This is a genomic window from Streptomyces profundus (assembly GCF_020740535.1).
Lineage (GTDB): Bacteria > Actinomycetota > Actinomycetes > Streptomycetales > Streptomycetaceae > Streptomyces > Streptomyces profundus.
Map to the genome: position 1 here is coordinate 3,458,630 of NZ_CP082362.1, position 15,066 is coordinate 3,473,695.

General features: G+C 71.4%; 17 protein-coding genes. 10 read left to right on the forward strand and 7 right to left on the reverse strand.

Going from position 1 to position 15,066, the window contains the following annotated elements; all coding sequences use genetic code 11:
* Positions 1–96: 96 nt before the first annotated feature.
* Positions 97–546, reverse strand: coding sequence for a GNAT family N-acetyltransferase (locus K4G22_RS15230; RefSeq protein WP_228080774.1), 450 nt, complete (start codon positions 544–546; stop codon positions 97–99).
* A gap of 227 nt (positions 547–773) precedes the next feature.
* Here K4G22_RS15230 and K4G22_RS15235 point away from each other — a divergent pair, with 227 nt between their 5' ends.
* Positions 774–1,973 (forward strand): globin domain-containing protein, encoded by a 1,200-nt coding sequence (locus K4G22_RS15235; protein ID WP_228080775.1) that lies wholly within the window; start codon positions 774–776, stop codon positions 1,971–1,973.
* A gap of 14 nt (positions 1,974–1,987) precedes the next feature.
* On the forward strand, positions 1,988–2,836 hold the full coding sequence (locus tag K4G22_RS15240; protein WP_228080776.1) for a pyridoxamine 5'-phosphate oxidase family protein: 849 nt from the start codon (positions 1,988–1,990) through the stop codon (positions 2,834–2,836).
* A gap of 21 nt (positions 2,837–2,857) precedes the next feature.
* On the opposite strand, the gene K4G22_RS15245 is transcribed toward K4G22_RS15240, so the two are convergent.
* From K4G22_RS15245 to K4G22_RS15260, 4 genes are all read right to left on the reverse strand, one after another.
* Positions 2,858–3,361, reverse strand: a complete 504-nt coding sequence (locus tag K4G22_RS15245; RefSeq protein ID WP_228080777.1) for an NUDIX domain-containing protein — start codon at positions 3,359–3,361, stop codon at positions 2,858–2,860.
* A 70-nt stretch (positions 3,362–3,431) separates the two neighbouring features.
* Positions 3,432–4,577 (reverse strand): cystathionine gamma-lyase, encoded by a 1,146-nt coding sequence (locus tag K4G22_RS15250; RefSeq protein ID WP_228080778.1) that lies wholly within the window; start codon positions 4,575–4,577, stop codon positions 3,432–3,434.
* A 329-nt stretch (positions 4,578–4,906) separates the two neighbouring features.
* Entirely contained in the window at positions 4,907–5,416 is a 510-nt protein-coding gene (locus K4G22_RS15255; protein ID WP_228080779.1) for a low molecular weight protein-tyrosine-phosphatase, read from the reverse strand.
* A 28-nt stretch (positions 5,417–5,444) separates the two neighbouring features.
* Positions 5,445–5,816 carry a phage holin family protein gene (locus K4G22_RS15260; RefSeq protein ID WP_228080780.1) on the reverse strand — a complete coding sequence of 124 codons (372 nt, stop codon included), beginning with the start codon at positions 5,814–5,816 and terminating at the stop codon, positions 5,445–5,447.
* A gap of 48 nt (positions 5,817–5,864) precedes the next feature.
* Here K4G22_RS15260 and K4G22_RS15265 point away from each other — a divergent pair, with 48 nt between their 5' ends.
* A complete protein-coding gene (locus K4G22_RS15265) occupies positions 5,865–6,182 on the forward strand; it encodes a cupin domain-containing protein (protein ID WP_228080781.1) in 318 nt (105 codons plus the stop codon).
* Between the two features lie 185 nt (positions 6,183–6,367).
* The gene (locus tag K4G22_RS15270) at positions 6,368–6,577 is read left to right on the forward strand and encodes a DUF5326 family protein (RefSeq protein ID WP_228080782.1); all 210 of its coding nucleotides are present in this window, start codon (positions 6,368–6,370) and stop codon (positions 6,575–6,577) included.
* Here K4G22_RS15270 and K4G22_RS15275 read toward each other — a convergent pair.
* Positions 6,546–7,916, reverse strand: coding sequence for a YibE/F family protein (locus K4G22_RS15275; RefSeq protein ID WP_228084096.1), 1,371 nt, complete (start codon positions 7,914–7,916; stop codon positions 6,546–6,548). The genes K4G22_RS15270 and K4G22_RS15275 overlap by 32 nt on opposite strands.
* Before the next feature lie 198 nt (positions 7,917–8,114).
* On the opposite strand from K4G22_RS15275, the gene thiC reads away from it, so the two are divergent.
* From thiC to K4G22_RS15295, 4 genes are all read left to right on the forward strand, one after another.
* Positions 8,115–9,770, forward strand: coding sequence for a phosphomethylpyrimidine synthase ThiC (gene thiC, locus K4G22_RS15280; protein ID WP_228080783.1), 1,656 nt, complete (start codon positions 8,115–8,117; stop codon positions 9,768–9,770).
* Between the two features lie 214 nt (positions 9,771–9,984).
* Positions 9,985–11,907, forward strand: a complete 1,923-nt coding sequence (locus tag K4G22_RS15285) for an NAD-binding protein (RefSeq protein WP_228084097.1) — start codon at positions 9,985–9,987, stop codon at positions 11,905–11,907.
* Positions 11,908–11,975: 68 nt separating this feature from the next.
* Positions 11,976–12,800: a MerR family transcriptional regulator gene (locus tag K4G22_RS15290; RefSeq protein WP_228080784.1), complete on the forward strand. Its 825-nt coding sequence runs from the start codon at positions 11,976–11,978 to the stop codon at positions 12,798–12,800.
* Positions 12,797–13,552 carry a hypothetical protein gene (locus K4G22_RS15295; RefSeq protein ID WP_228080785.1) on the forward strand — a complete coding sequence of 252 codons (756 nt, stop codon included), beginning with the start codon at positions 12,797–12,799 and terminating at the stop codon, positions 13,550–13,552. Before K4G22_RS15290 ends, K4G22_RS15295 begins: the two co-directional genes overlap by 4 nt.
* Positions 13,553–13,558: 6 nt before the next feature.
* On the opposite strand, the gene K4G22_RS15300 is transcribed toward K4G22_RS15295, so the two are convergent.
* A complete protein-coding gene (locus tag K4G22_RS15300; protein ID WP_228080786.1) occupies positions 13,559–14,101 on the reverse strand; it encodes a TetR/AcrR family transcriptional regulator in 543 nt (180 codons plus the stop codon).
* 174 nt (positions 14,102–14,275) lie between these two features.
* Between K4G22_RS15300 and K4G22_RS15305 the strand changes: the two genes are divergently transcribed.
* Complete coding sequence (locus K4G22_RS15305; protein WP_228080787.1) at positions 14,276–14,656, forward strand: nuclear transport factor 2 family protein; 381 nt, start codon at positions 14,276–14,278, stop codon at positions 14,654–14,656.
* Positions 14,653–14,961, forward strand: a complete 309-nt coding sequence (locus K4G22_RS15310; protein WP_228080788.1) for a heavy-metal-associated domain-containing protein — start codon at positions 14,653–14,655, stop codon at positions 14,959–14,961. The genes K4G22_RS15305 and K4G22_RS15310 overlap by 4 nt, the downstream gene beginning before the upstream one ends.
* Positions 14,962–15,066 lie beyond the last annotated feature (105 nt).

The window sequence follows — 15,066 nt, forward strand, 5'->3', positions numbered from 1 at the left end:
GGGGAGCGCGCCGGCGCCAGCGCGCCGGCGCCAGCGCGCCGGCGCGTCCGCGGGGGTGCCCCGGCGTCCGCAAGCCCCTCGGCGCCCTGAGCGCCCTCAGAGGGAGAGCTTGAAGCCCACATGGGTCGCCTCGAAGCCCAGCCGTTCGTAGAACCGGTGCGCGTCCTCCCTGCTCCGGTCCGAGGTCAGCTGGACCAGCGCGCAGCCCTGCCGCCGCGCCTCCTCGACGGCCTGCCGGATCAGCCAGCCGCCGAGGCCGCTGCCCCTGCGGTCCGCCCGTACCCGCACCGCCTCGATCATCGCCCGGGACGCGCCCTGGCGGGAGAGCCCGAAGAGGATGCTCAGCTGGAGCACCCCGACCACCGGCCCCCCGTCGTCGGCGACCAGCAGATGCTGCTGTGGGTCGCCGGCGATGCGGGCGAAGGCGGCCTGATAGGGGCCCAGATCGGCCGGGTTCTCCCGAGTGGCGCCGAGTGGGTCGTCGGCCAGCATGGCGACGATTTCCGGAACGTCATCCGAAGTGGCGTGACGCAGAACGATATCCATGGGCGCCAGCATAAAGAAACGGTAGGAAACGGGTGAACCTCGCGTTCCCGCTCGGGACTTGTGTCTCGGCCGTATAACGGTAAGGTCAGTTCCGCATCGGGGCGGCGCGCAGCCGTTCAGTTTATGAGACGTGGGGGGCTCGCCGGCCGGGTTCCGGTTAACAACCCCGCTGCCGGTGAGCGAGCTGACACGCTGTGCGACCGGGAGTTCATCTAGGCGAGGCAGGCATGACCGCGATATCGGCCGACGATGGTGCCACCGCTCAGCGCGAGTTCGGGGGCGAGAGACCCCCGTCGCCCGACGCGGTGATGATCCGGCGCACGCTGGCGGAGATCGAGCCCGTCGCCGACGAGGCGACCTCGTACTTCTACGCCCTGCTGTTCACCTATAACCCGCAACTTCGCGAAATGTTCCCCGCCGCCATGGACGCGCAACGTGACCGGATATTCGGGGCGTTGCTCACCGCGGCGGAACATGTCGACGACACCCTCACCCTCACCGAGTATCTGCGGGATCTCGGCCGTGGCCATCGGAAGTACGGCACCCGGGCCGATCAGTACCCGCTGGTCGGCGAGTGCCTCATGTACGCGCTGGAACGTTACGCCCCGCGCACCTGGGGGCCGGAGGCCGAGGCGACCTGGGTGCGCACCTACACCCTGATGTCGCAGACCATGATCGACGCGGCGGCCGAGGACGAGATGCACGCGCCGCCGTGGTGGGACGCGGAGATCGTGTCGCACGAGCGCCGCACCCACGATGTCGCGGTGGTGACCGTCCGTCCCGACCAGCCCTACTCGTTCCGCGCCGGTCAGTACGCCAGCATCGAGACGTCCTGGTGGCCGAGGGTCTGGCGGTCCTACTCCTTCGCGTCCAGGCCACGTTCGGACGGGCTGTTGTCCTTCCACGTCAAGGCGGTGCCGGCGGGCTGGGTCTCGCGTTCGCTGGTGCACCGCGCCCGGCGGGGCGACGTGATCCGGCTCGGGCCGCCCGCCGGCTCGATGACGCTGGACCACACCTCCGGGCGCGGTCTGCTCTGTGTGGGGGGCAGCACCGGCATCGCGCCGATCAAGGCGCTGGTCGAGGATGTCGTGGAACGGGGCGATCAGCGACCGGTAGAGGTCTTCTTCGGAGCGAACCGTGACATCGAGCTCTACGATCTCGACTCCTTCCTCGACCTCGAACGACGGCACCGCTGGCTCTCCGTCCGTCCGGTGGTCGCCGAGTACGCGACGGTCGGCTTCGCCGGGCAACTCCCCGAGGCGGTGCGGGAGTTCGGCCCCTGGCAGGAGTTCGACGGCTTTCTGTCCGGCCCGCCGCAGATGATCCGCAAGGGCGTCGACGCCCTGGTCTCCTGCGGCATTCCGGCCAACCGGATCAGGCATGACTTCATCGGCACATTGATCAGCTCGGCAGGCGCCGGAAAGTAAGAAAGTACGTAGGCATGGCAGGCACAACGGGTAACGGTCTTCCGGCGGAGCTGGCCCGCCGCTCGGCGCTTCCGGGCAGCGACGGCGAGCACGCCCTTCAGACGCGGTGGGGCACCGAGGAACGAGCCGACCGCTTCTACCGGGAGCAGGTCCTCGACCATCTCAACGAGCGGATGCGGGAGTTCGTCGCCCGCGCGGAGATGTTCTTCCTGGCCACCGCCGACCGCCACGGCGAGTGCGACAACACCTTCAGAGCCGGACCGCCCGGCTTCCTCCGGGTCCTCGACCCGCGCACCCTCGTCTACCCCGAGTACCGGGGCAACGGGGTGCACGCCTCCCTGGGCAACCTCGCCGAGAACCCGCACGCGGGGCTGCTGTTGATGGACTTCGGGAGCGCCAGGATCGGCCTGCACGTCAACGGCCGCGCGCGGGTGGTGCCCGAGGCCGAACTCCGCGCCGCCCACCCCTCGCTGCCGGTCGAGTCGATACCGGGCCGGCGCACCGAGATCTGGGTGCGCGTCGAGGTGGAGGAGGCGTACATCCACTGCGCCAAACACATCCCCCACCTGGTCAAGGCGCCCAAGGACACCGCCCGCGACTGGGGAACCGACGACGGACGGCGCAAGGGCGGCGACTTCTTCGGCGCGGCCAGGGAGGCGCAGCGCCGCCGCACCACGGAACTCCACCAGCACGGTGTCCCGTTGGCGCGCTCCGAGGTGGCCGCGCCCGGCTCCCGGGCGGGGACGCCCGGACCGCCGGACGCGGCGCAGTGGCGCGCGGAGGCCGAGCGCGCGCTGGAGCGCGCACGCCGGATCGAGAGCGGTTCGGCCCCGACGTCCGGTGGCGGCGGCTGGTTCGGCTGACGCCGGCCGGCGAGGGGCCGATCAGCCGCCCCCGACCGCGAAGTCGGGGGCGAGCAGGGCGTGGATGCCGGGGATGTTCCTGGTGAGATAGGCGTTGAGGCTGGGCGGCACCACGTCGACCGAGGCCAACCCCTCGGGGGTGAAGGGAAGTCGGACGATCTCGTACGTCCCGCGTGGCCGCGTCACCTCGGGGCCGTGGCGCAGCGCCGGATCCATCGAGATCAGCCGGCAGACGAAGAAGTGCTGGACCTTGAGCCCCGGAGGAACGTTCTCCCCCGGCTCCGGCAGATGCGGAACGGTGTCGACAAAGGCCGGCACCACATCCGTGACCCTGGCCCCCAACTCCTCGAATACCTCGCGGTGGAGGGCGGCCACCACGCTGGCGTCCGTGGGCTCGACCCCACCGCCCGGCGTGATCCAGTACGTCGGGCTGCCGGGCCTGGTGCGCTTGATGACGATGAGCTCGCGGCCGTCCAGCAGGATGGCCCGTGCGGTGCGCTTGACCACGGGTTGTTCCTGGTCCATGGGGTTGATGTGGCCCATGGGCCGCCCCGCGAAACCTTCCTGCCGGACCCGGGTGCCGCGCGGCCCGCGTTCAGCGCCGCGCGGCGGCGTCCAGCGCGCGGCCCACGTCGGCCACCAGGTCCGCCGGGTCCTCGATGCCGACCGACAGCCGGACGAAGCCCTCGGGCACCGCGTCCCCTCCCCACCGGCCGCGCCGCTCGGCCGTCGACCTGACCCCGCCGAAGCTGGTGGCGTCGTCCACCAGCGTCAACTCGGCCAGGAACCGCTCCGCGTGCTCGCGGTCCGGCAGCGTGAACGAGACCACACAGCCGAAGAACCGCATCTGGCTGGCCGCGAGGCGGTGTCCCGGATCCTCCGGCAGCCCTGGGTGCCGCAGGCCGGTGACCTCGGCCCTTTCGGCCAGCGCGCGGGCGACGGCCAGCGCGTTCTCCGCCTGGCGGACGACCCGCAGCTGGAGCGTGGCCAGGCCCCGGTGCGCCAGCCAGGACTCCAGCGGCCCGGCGATCGCGCCCGTGGTGGTGCGCCACTGGCGGATCTCGGTCAGCAACTCGGCGTCGCGGGCCGCCACATAGCCGAGCAGCACGTCGCCATGGCCGTTGAGCGCCTTGGTGCCGCTGGCGACCGAGAGATCGGCGCCCAGTTCGAGGGGGCGCTGACCGAGGGGCGTGGCCAGGGAGTTGTCCACGGCGACCAACGCGCCCCGCGCGTGCGCCTCCCCCGCGAGCCGGCGGATATCGCAGATGTCGAGCCCCGGGTTGGACGGCGTCTCCAACCAGAGCAGCCGCACCGGGGAGTCCTCGCCGTGCGCCTCGTCGAGGGCGGCGAGTTGGGCGTCGCCGCCGGTGGGCGCGATCCGGGCGCGGATGCCGAGCGCGGTGAGGCGCTGACGCAGCTTCGGCCAGATCTGGTAGCCGTCCGATGGCAGCACCACCGTCTCGCCCGGGCGCACCAGGCTGAACATCACGGCCGAGATCGCGGCCATGCCAGAAGGGAAGACGGCCGCCTCGGCGGGCTCGTCGGGCGACTCCAGCTGGGCGATCGCGCTCTCCAGGGCGACCCAGGTGGGGTTGTTCTCCCGGCCGTAGCCGAACGGGGCCGCCGCGGGATCGCCCGGCAGGTGGAAGTGCGCGGCCAGCACGGGGGGCGGGACGGGAGGCTGGTACGGCTCCGCGGCCGGCAGCCCGGCTCGCACCGCGCGCGTTCCATCACCGGTCATTCGCTTCACTCCCGCCGCCGTCGCCGCTCCCACGCGTCCGCGTCCTGTACCCGGCGGTCTGTCGATCGGTGTACCTGTCACGCCCGCGTCGAAATCACCGCACAAGTGTATGACCCGCCGCATGTCGACGCGCCGCCCGTGGCCGGTGGGCGGTCGGGGGCCGCGTGATCGGTGGTGTGGCGGCTCGCCGGCGCACCGTATCGCCCGTTGGCGAAAACGGTGCGCCCGTCACCGGGCCGGGCCTGGTGGCCTCCCGGCTGGTCGGGCCGGCGGGCGGTGCCGCCGGCGGCGCGAGGGCCCGGGCCGCCGTCAAGCCGGCCCGGGGGGCCTCACGTGAGGTGTTGGGTGTGGTCCCGCACCGTGCTGAGCAGCCCTGGCAGGGCGGACTCGATGATGTCCAGGCAGTCGGCGAAGCCCTCGTCCGTCCCGTAGTACGGGTCGGGAACCTCGACGTCAGCCGCGCCCGCCCCGCCGTCCTCCGGAGCGGCGAAGGAGCGCAGCAGCCGGATCTTGTCCGCGGCGTCCTGGTCGGGCGCGAGCCCGCGCAACTCCCGTTGGTGACCGAGGTCCAGCGCGATCACCAGGTCGTAGCGGTCGAACCAGTCGGCCGCGAACCGGCGGGCGGTGTGGTCCTTCGGCCCCGCCGGATAGCCGGCCGCGTTCAGGGCGGACACCGCCCTGGGATCGGCGGGCATCCCGACGTGCCAGTCGCCGGTGCCCGCGCTCTCCACCACGATTCCGGTGTCCAGGCCCTCGTCCACCAGCCGGGCACGCAGCGCCGCCTCCGCCATGGGGGAGCGGCAGATGTTGCCCGTGCAGACAAAACAGATGCGGTACATGCGGTCGTTGACCCCGTTTCTGATTGTTTCAGTCGCGATCGAGGACCAGGTTGACCGCCCAGGACACGATGGAGATGATCAGTCCGCCCAGCACCGCCGATCCGAAGCCCCCGACGTCGAACCGGTCATCGGCCAGCCAGCCGGTCAGCATCAGCATCAGGGCGTTGATCACCAGGGTGAACAGGCCGAGGGTCAGGATGAGCAGGGGGAGGGAGAACAGCTTCACGATGGGCTTGACGATCAGGTTCACCAGACCGAAGATCAGCGCCACAATGAGCAGCGTCACGGCCTTGCTGCCGGTGCTGTCGCCCTCCTCACCGAGGGTGATGTCACTCACCAGCCACACGGCGGCGGCCAGGGCTACCGCATTGGCAACGAACTTCATGAGGATGGTTGTCATACGGGAGATCGTTTCAGATGGCAGGGGCGGCGCAAGGGGAATGAGCCGATGAAGGAGTTCCGGCTGGATCGGCTGGACATGGAGCGTGCTGCCCACAATGGGGCCTACCTGCGGTTTCTCCGCGAGCCCACGATGTCGGCCGGTTTGTACGCTTTGGCGGTCGGCGCGCAGGACACGCAGCGTCCACAGCGGCAGGACGTCCTCAACTTCGTCGTCAGCGGTCGCGCGTCGATGACTGTGGGTGACGAGACGACGATGGTGGCGCGCGGCAGCGTGATCTACGTGCCGGCCGGAGTGCCGGCCCGGTTCCACCACATCACCGAGGACCTGCGGGTGATGATCGTCTTCTCGCCCCCCGAGGGGTGAGGGCCCGACGGACGCGGCCGGTCTCAGGGTTCTCCTCAGGGGACGGTCAGGGGAGGACCGGGGCTGGTGAGGCTCCCGCGAAGGCGGTGTGCGCGCTTAGCATCGAGTCATCGAGTGAAAAACGCTGTCGGGTCGGTTACCCGATCATCCGACCGAAGCAATCGCGCTGAACAGGAGCCGGGTCCATGAAGGAAGCCTTTATGACACTGCCGTGGTGGGTGCGGTGGATCGCCATTCCCACCGTCGCGTTGGTGGTCTTCGGCGGCCTGCTGATCTCCCTGCTGACCTGGGTGGTCGGGCTGCTCTTCCGCGTGCTGCTGTTTATCGCCGTGGTCGCGGTGCTGATCTTCGTGGTGCGCAAGTTCACTTCTTCCTCCTCCGGCGGTGGCTGGTAGGCCGCCCCCTCCCGGGCGCCCGCGTCCAGCGTCCGTCCGTCCAGGTGGTGCCGGTCCGCTCCGCCGGCGCGCCCCCGCCGGAGGGCAGGGGAGCTCCCCGTCCGGGCGGTTGGCCGGCAGCCGTCGGCCCGGGATCGCCACGGTCGGCGCTCACCACCAGAGCCGCCAGCAGCGTGGTCACCGGCACCGAGGCCACCAGACCGATCGAACCGACCAGCGTGCGCACGATCTCCTCGGCCACCAACTCGCTGAACGCCACCGTCTCCACGCCGCTGCGCGCGATGCTGAAGAGCAGCAGCAGCGGCAGCGCGGCACCCGCGTAGGCCAGCACCAACGTGTTGACCACGGAGGCGATATGGTCCCGCCCGATCCGCATCGCCGCGCTGTAGAGCTGACGCCAACCCGCCGTCGGACTGGCCAGTTTGAGCTCCCAGACGGCGGAGGTCTGGGTCACCGTCACATCGTCGAGCACGCCGAGCGAGCCGATCAGGATGCTCGCCAGCAGCAGCCCCTGGATCTCGATCCCGGGATAGAGGCTGTGCACCAGACCGGTCTGGTCATCGGTGTTTCCGGTCAGATGTGCCCACCCGATAAACAGTGAACCCAACACACCGATCAACAAGAGCGATACCAGGGTGCCCAACACGGCAACGGAGGTACGCGCGTTGACCCCGTGGCACAGATAGAGCGTCACCAGCATGATCACGCTGCCGCCGATCACCGCCACCAACAGCGGGTTCGAGCCGTGCAGCACCGCCGGCAGGATGAACAGCGTCAGCACCAGGAAGCTGGCCACCAGTCCGACCAGCGCCAGCAGCCCACGCAGCCGCCCCACCGCCACCACCACCAGCGCGAAGATCGCCGCCAGCAGCAACATCGGCACCTTGCGTTCCACGTCCACGACGCTGTACTGCAACTCCTCGGGCGCCTCGGGAGCGTAGGCGACCACCACGCCCTGCCCCTCGTGGAAGCGCTTGGTGGCGTCCGGCGGCACCACCTCGGTGAACGTGCGCCCGCGGTCAGGACCGCTGGTCACCTCGACGGTCGCCTGTTCGCAGGCCCCCGTGACACTCTCCGGCACCTGGACCCCGAGGTCCTCGCAGGGCCGCTCGACCAGCTCCGTCACCCGCGCCTCCTCGTGCTGCTGATCGAAACCGACGCCGGTCCGCTCGTCCTGCTCGGGCGCGCCCCCGGGCCAGAGCCAGATCAGACCGATGGCCATCAGCACCCCGAACGGGATCAGCACGGCGGCTATCACCCGCCGCAGATGCGCGGAGACGGGGGCGGCGGGGCCGTGCTGATGGGTGTGGCCATGGGGGTGCGCCTGCGGGTTGCTCATGGGGTCATCGGGTGCGGTCACCTTCCGATCATCACCTAAGAAACCGGGCCCTCTGTTCAGCACGGCCGGTGTGCCCCTAGCGTGGAGGAGCACGACATGTCATCGCGGGAGCTTCGAGCACGAGGCTGAGAGGGCGCTGCGGCTGCGCCGACCGCCGAACCTGTTACCGGGTAATGCCGGCGTAGGGAGCAAGGTCTGATGACCGATCAACAGCACACCGGTGCGTCGAACGCGCCCGTCCTCGGCGCGCACAAGGCGTATATCGCCGGATCACGGCCCGACATCCGGGTGCCGGTACGACGCGTCCACCTCACCGACGGCAACGCGGTGACCCTGTACGACACCTCGGGCCCCGCCACCGACCCGTCCCTGACCACCGACGTCCAGGTGGGGCTGCCGCCGCTGCGGCGCCCGTGGATCGAGGAGCGCCACACGGACGGCACGGGGGCCGTTACCCAGCTGGCCTATGCCAGGAGGGGCGAGATCACTCCGGAGATGGAGTTCGTCGCCCTGCGGGAGGACCAGGCCCCGGAGTTCGTCCGGGACGAGATCGCGGCCGGCCGAGCCGTGTTGCCGGTCAACATCCGTCATCCGGAGTCGGAGCCGATGATCATCGGCAAGAACTTCCTGGTCAAGGTGAATGCCAACATCGGCAACTCCGCGATCACCTCCTCGATCGACGAGGAGGTGGAGAAGATGACCTGGGCCACCCGCTGGGGCGCGGACACCGTGATGGACCTCTCCACCGGCAAGGACATCCACACCACCAGGGAGTGGGTGCTCCGCAACTCCCCGGTGCCGATCGGCACCGTCCCCCTCTACCAGGCTCTGGAGAAGGTGGGCGGCAAGGCCGAGGAACTCGGCTGGGATGTCTACCGCGAGACGGTGATCGAGCAGGCCGAGCAGGGCGTCGACTATATGACGGTGCACGCCGGCGTACTTCTGCGCTATGTCCCGCTGACCGCGCGCCGGAAGACCGGCATCGTCTCCCGAGGCGGCTCCATCATGGCCGCCTGGTGCCTGGCTCACCACCGGGAGAGCTTCCTCTACACGCACTTCGCCGAACTCTGCGAGATCCTGCGCGCCTACGACATCACGTTCTCGCTGGGCGACGGCCTGCGCCCAGGATCCATCGCGGACGCCAACGACGACGCCCAGTTCGCCGAGCTGCGCACACTCGGCGAACTCAACCGCGTGGCGCGCGAACACGACGTCCAGACCATGATCGAGGGCCCGGGCCATGTCCCCATGCACAAGATCAAGGAGAACGTGGACCTCCAACAGGAGATCTGCGACGAGGCCCCGTTCTACACCCTCGGCCCGCTGACCACCGATATCGCTCCCGCCTACGACCACATCACCTCCGGCATCGGGGCCGCGATGATCGCCTGGTGGGGTACCGCGATGCTGTGTTACGTGACGCCCAAGGAACATCTCGGGCTGCCCAACCGGGACGACGTCAAGACCGGAGTGATCACCTACAAGATCGCCGCCCACGCCGCGGACCTGGCCAAGGGGCACCCGGGGGCGCAGCGTTGGGACGACGCGCTCTCCGACGCGCGGTTCGAGTTCCGCTGGGAGGACCAGTTCAACCTCTCCCTCGACCCGGACACCGCCCGCGCCTTCCACGACGAGACCCTCCCCGCCGAACCGGCCAAGACCGCTCACTTCTGCTCCATGTGCGGTCCCAAGTTCTGCTCGATGAAGATCAGCAGGGCGGTGGTGGACAAGTATGGTCCCGGCGGCGACGAGGAGCTGACCGAGGAGCAGATCCAGCAGGCCATGCTCACCAAGTCCCGCGAGTTCGCCGAATCGGGCGGCCGGGTCTACCTGCCGCTGGCCACCGACGCGTGAGGGGTTGAGGATCTCGGGAGCCGCCCCGCGCCGGGGCGGCTCCCCCCAGGCCCCCGGCGGCCCGCCTCGGCCTGGGGTGGATCGACGGGGCCGGCCCTCCGGTCCCGCCCGATGTCACGTCGGGTAACCGTGCAACCAAAGGGCGTTGTTCGCGCGTCTTCTTGTTGTGTTCCCACTACCAAGCCAGGGGCAGCGCCCCGTGCCCACCGGCCACATGGTGGTCTGTGGCGACGACGCGTTAGCCGTGCGGCTCGCCGCCGAGTTACACGACGTTTACCGGGAGCGCGTCACCCTGGTGGTGCCAGCGACGGACGGTGCCGGTGGTAGGTCGGGTGTCGTGATGGGGCGGGCGCGGGTCTCGGCGTTGCTCGGGCGGGTCTCCGCCGCGATGATCCGCCCTTCGAGCGGTGTCCCACCCGCCGCCGACGACACCACCGGCGGCATCCGGCTGCCCATAGGGGAGATGAGCGCCGACGAACCCACGGAGGAGATGCTGTTGCGCGCCGGCGTCGCCCACGCCACCGCGCTCGCCCTGGTCTACGACGACGATGAGACCAATCTGCGCGGCGCGTTGGCCGCCCGCCGGCTCAACCCCCAGCTCCGGCTGGTGATCCGGCACTACAACCGCCGTCTCGGCGAGCATCTGGCCCAACTGCTCGACCAGGCCGCCGCGGTGGCCCTGCCCGGGCTCGACCCCGCCACGCTGGACGCGTCCACGACGGTGCTCTCGGACGCCGACACGGCCGCGCCCGCGCTGGCCGCCACCGCCGTGGCCGGCACCCGCAAGGTGGTGCAGGCGGACGGCCTGCTGCTGCGCGCGGTGGAGCGCACCCCGCCGGCCAGCGGGGAGATCGCCGACCCCGGCCTGTGCACCCTCGCGCTGCTCTCCTCGACCACCACGGACCCGGCCGGCGCCGAGGGTTCGGACAGCAGCGGGCCGCAGGGCCCCCAGCTGTTGCCCGACGACCACGAGGTGGGCGCGGCCACGGGCCGGGGCACCGTGGTCCTGGAGACGGTGGCCCACACCGGGCCCAGTCTGCCGCCGCGCCGCCTGGCCAGGCGCAGCGCCCCGCTGGCGGAGATCTTCTCCCGGCGGCTGCGGCTCTCCCTGCTCGGCGTCGCCATCGCGGTGCTCGGGCTGGCCGTCGCGCTGTGGCGGACCACGGACAACCATGTCCTGCACGCCGCCTATCTGACGCTGCTCGATCTGTTCGCCATCGGCGACCCCGCCGTGGACGAGCCCGTTCCCCGGCAGACCATCCAGCTGGTGTCCGGGCTGGTCGGGCTGGCGCTGCTGCCGATCCTGATCGCCGGCGCGCTCCAGGCGTTCGGAGCCTTCCGCGGCTCGACCAACCTGCCGCGCCCGCCGCGTGGGCTCTCGGGGCATGTGGTGCTGCTCGGCCTCGGCAAGATCGGCAGCCGAGTGCTGGAGCGGCTGCGGGAGTTGGACATCCCCGTGGTGTGCGTGGAGGAGGATCCGGAGGCCAGGGGCATCCCGCTGGCCCGCCGGCTCCAGGTGCCCGTGGTGCTCGGCGATGTCACGCAGGAAGACGTGCTGGAGTCGGCGAAGATCCACCGGGCGCGTGCCCTGCTGGCGTTGACCAGCGCGGACGCCACCAATCTGGAGGCGGCGCTCTACGCCAGGGGCATCAAGCCGGATCTGCGGGTGGCGCTGCGGCTCTACGACGACGACTTCGCCACCGTGGTCTACCGCACGTTGCGAGCGGCCCACCCGGAGGCGCTCACCCGGAGCCGGAGCGTGTCCACGCTGGCGGCGCCCGCGTTCGCCAGCGCCATGATGGGGCGGCAGATCCTGGGCGCGATACCGGTCGAACGCAAGGTGTTGCTCTTCGCCGCGCTCGACGTGGCGGGCTTCCCGCAGTTCGACGGCCGCACGGTGGCCGAGGCGTCCCGGCCGGGGGCCTGGCGGGTGCTCGCCCTCGACACCGCCGAGCCGGCCGATCGCCAGCCGGATCTCACGGCGTTCCGCGCCGGCGGCGGACGGTCCGCGCCGGCGGGCCTGTTGTGGGATGTCCACCCGGGGTATGTGCTACGGCCCGAGGACCGGGTGGTGGTCGCCGCGACCCGGCGTGGCCTGGCCGAGCTGCTGGGGCGGGGCGGCCCAGGGGCGCGCTGACCTCGTTGCCGGGGCCGCGCCAGCCCTGGCCTTGACCCTGACGCGACGGCAACGTCTCTACTGGCCGTATGCGTATCGGAGAGCTGGCCGAGCTGGCCGGCGTCACCCCCAGGACCGTTCGGCACTACCACCACATCGGGCTGCTCCCGGAACCGGAGCGGGCCGCCAACGGCTATCGCGTCTACGGGCTGCTGGACCTCTCACGGGTGGTCCGCGTGCGCCGGCTGACCGCGCTGGGCCTGAGCCTGGACGAGGTGCGCGACGTGCTGGCCGACGCCTCAGGCGGCGAGCTGCGGGAGGTGCTCGCCGAACTGGACGGGGAGCTGGCCCGGCAGGAGATCGCGCTCCGGCTGCGCCGCGCCCGGGTGGCCGAGCTGTTGGCCGAGGCGGACCAGCATGCCGGCCTCCCGGCCGAGGGGCCCGTCTCCCCCGAACTCGCGGCGCTCTTCCGGCGGATGAAGGCCGCCTCCGGCGAAAGACCGGGCCCCGAGCCGGCGGCGGCCGGGCGGGAACGGGAGCTTCTGGCGCTGCTGGACGGGGTGGCGCCGGCCCCCGACCAGGAGTGGCTCGCCGGCTTGGCCCGCTCCTTCGGCTCGGATCCGGAGGCGATGCGGCTGGCCTACGAGATCTACGCCCGGATTGACGCGCTGGCGGAAGCGCCGGCTGACGATCCCCGGGTCGAGCCGCTGGCCAGGACCATCGCCGAAGGCCTGCCAGAGGAGATCGCCCGCCTCGCCACCGAGGGCGCCGGCCCCGACCCGTGGGACGGTGGGGGCGCGCGGGCCGGTTCGCCGGTGGGCCCGCTCGCCGAGGCGTTCTTCGCCTCCTATGGCCCGGCGCAGGTCGAGGTCATCCGGCGGGCCATGGCGCTGCTCGCGGAGCGGCAGCGATGAGCGGCGGGCCCCGGACACCAGGGAGCCGGCTGGCCGGCCTCCACCTCTCGCTCGCCGCCGACCTGGCGCGTTGGCTGGGCCGCCGCCCGCCGCACGGGCTGCGCCCCGACGACACGGCGGTGGGCTACGCCGCGGGGCGGTCGGCGCTGTGCTGGATCGTGCTGGCCGTCTCCGTGATCGAGACCGTGGCGGTGGCCCTGCTGGTGCCCTGGCCGACGGTCCGCCTGGTCCTGTTGGTGCTCGGCGTATGGGGCGTCCTGCTGGCCGCCGCCGCTCGGGCGTCCTGCGTGATGCGCCCCCATCTGGTGGGCGCGGACGGCTCGTTGCGGCTCCGGCACGGTGCCCTGGTGGATATCCGGGTTCCGGTGGAGAGCATCGCGGACGTCCAGCTGGAGACCCGCTGCCCCTCCGGTGGGCTGCTGGTGCTCGACCCCGCCGGGGAGGTCGCCGAACTGCCCGTCGGCGGGCGGACCAACCTCACCGTGCGGCTGACCACTCCCGTCTCCTTCACCCGGCCGCTGGGCGGCCCCGCTACCGCCAGGCTCATCCGCTGCTACGCGGAGCACCCCCGGAGGGCGCTCCGCGCCTGGGCGACGCTCCCCTTCGATCTCCCCCCTGACCTCGATCTCCCTCCTGACCTCGGCCTCGGCCTCGGCGGCCCGGCTCGGGCGGAGCGCGCGCCGGGGCGGCGCGGGCCCGGCGGCTCGATGCCGGGGGAGCGGCGGCTGCACCGGAGCGAGCAGAGCGGCTGACGGGGCTCATAGGGGGGCGCTCGGCGCTGTCAGGAGCCGATGGAGGCTGATATGGAGCGCGGCCAGCGCCTCGGCCCGACTGAACCGGCCGGCGACGGCCTCCTCGGCCGCCGCGTGGCCCAGCGCGACGGTGGCCGAGGCCAACCAGGAGGCGGGCGGCTCGGGCGCGAACTCCCCTGCGGCCTGGCCGCGTTCGATGAGCTGGATGAGCCGCTCGATGACCGGGAGATGGCGCTCGCTGTCCACCTCCGGATCGACTGCGGCGGTGCTGATATCGGCGAGCAGCGGATAGCGCTCCCCCGTTCGCCAGCTCGCGTCGATCATCCTTCGCAGCGCGTCGATGGCGGAGTCCGCGCCCTCCTCGGCGGCGTCCATCGCGGCCAGCGACTCCTCGGTGACGCGGTCGAGCACCGCGCTCAACAGGGCCTGGCGGGAGGGGAAGTGGGCGTAGACCGTCTGCCGCGTGACGCCGGCGGCGCGGCCGACCGCCGCCACGCTGGCGTCCGGGCTCTCGGCCAGCAGCGAGACGGCGGCATCCAGGATCGCCACGCGGCTGCGCTCCGCGTCGGCTCTGCGGCGTCGCGGGGGAGGCTCTGGAGAAGGCATTTCTTACACCCTTGTCAAAATTGAAGGTCTCGGATATCTTACACATGTGTCAAAGATCTTGGCCAGTGTGGGACCGGTGCGAGATAGGGGTGGTGGCTGATGGATCCGTTGCGCGGCATGGCTCCGAAGCATTTTCTGGAGGAGTTCTACGCCTCCTTCAATCGCGAGATCGCCTCGGAGGAGGCGGATCCGGAGGTTGTGGTCGATCAGTACTACACGCCCGACTGCGTGCAGACCACGGACGGCATTCCGATGGACCGGGCGAGACTGCTCGCCCATCTCTCCCCGGTGGGCAAGCTCCTGTCCACCGCCCGGGAGGAGCGCGTTGAGGTCCATGAGGCCCTGGCGGACGGCTCCCGGATAGCCGCCAGGATCACCATCCGGGTCACGCCGGCCGAGGGGGAGCCCATCGTCATGGAGGTGCAGATGATCGGGGAGCTGTCGGAGGACGGCCGCTTCCGCCGCACCCATGGACTCACCAGGGATGTGGCCGCGTGAGCGCGGAGGTCTCGGCGGTGGTGGCCGAGTACCGGGTGCTGGGGATGGCCTGTCGGCGCTGCGCCGGCATGGTGGGCGGCCAGGTGCGCCGCCTCGCCGGGGTGCGGGATGTGGCGGTCGACGTGCGGAGCGAGACGGTTCGGGTCAGCAGCGAACACCTCTTGAACGAGGCCGAGTTGGCCGCCGTGCTCGCCGACTCCGGCTATCGGCTGGTGCGGGCCGACGCCTCTGGCGAACGCGAGGAAGGGGGCGGCGCCCCCGTCGGCGGCGCTGCGGATGCGCCGGTGCGGCCGGAGGAGCGGTGATGCGCCATCGCTGGGGCTGGGGCGTGGCGCTGCTCTGCGCCGGGCTGCTCGCGGGTTCCTTCGGAGACGGCGCGGTGTCGCTGGCCCGTTCCGCCAGGTCCCGCT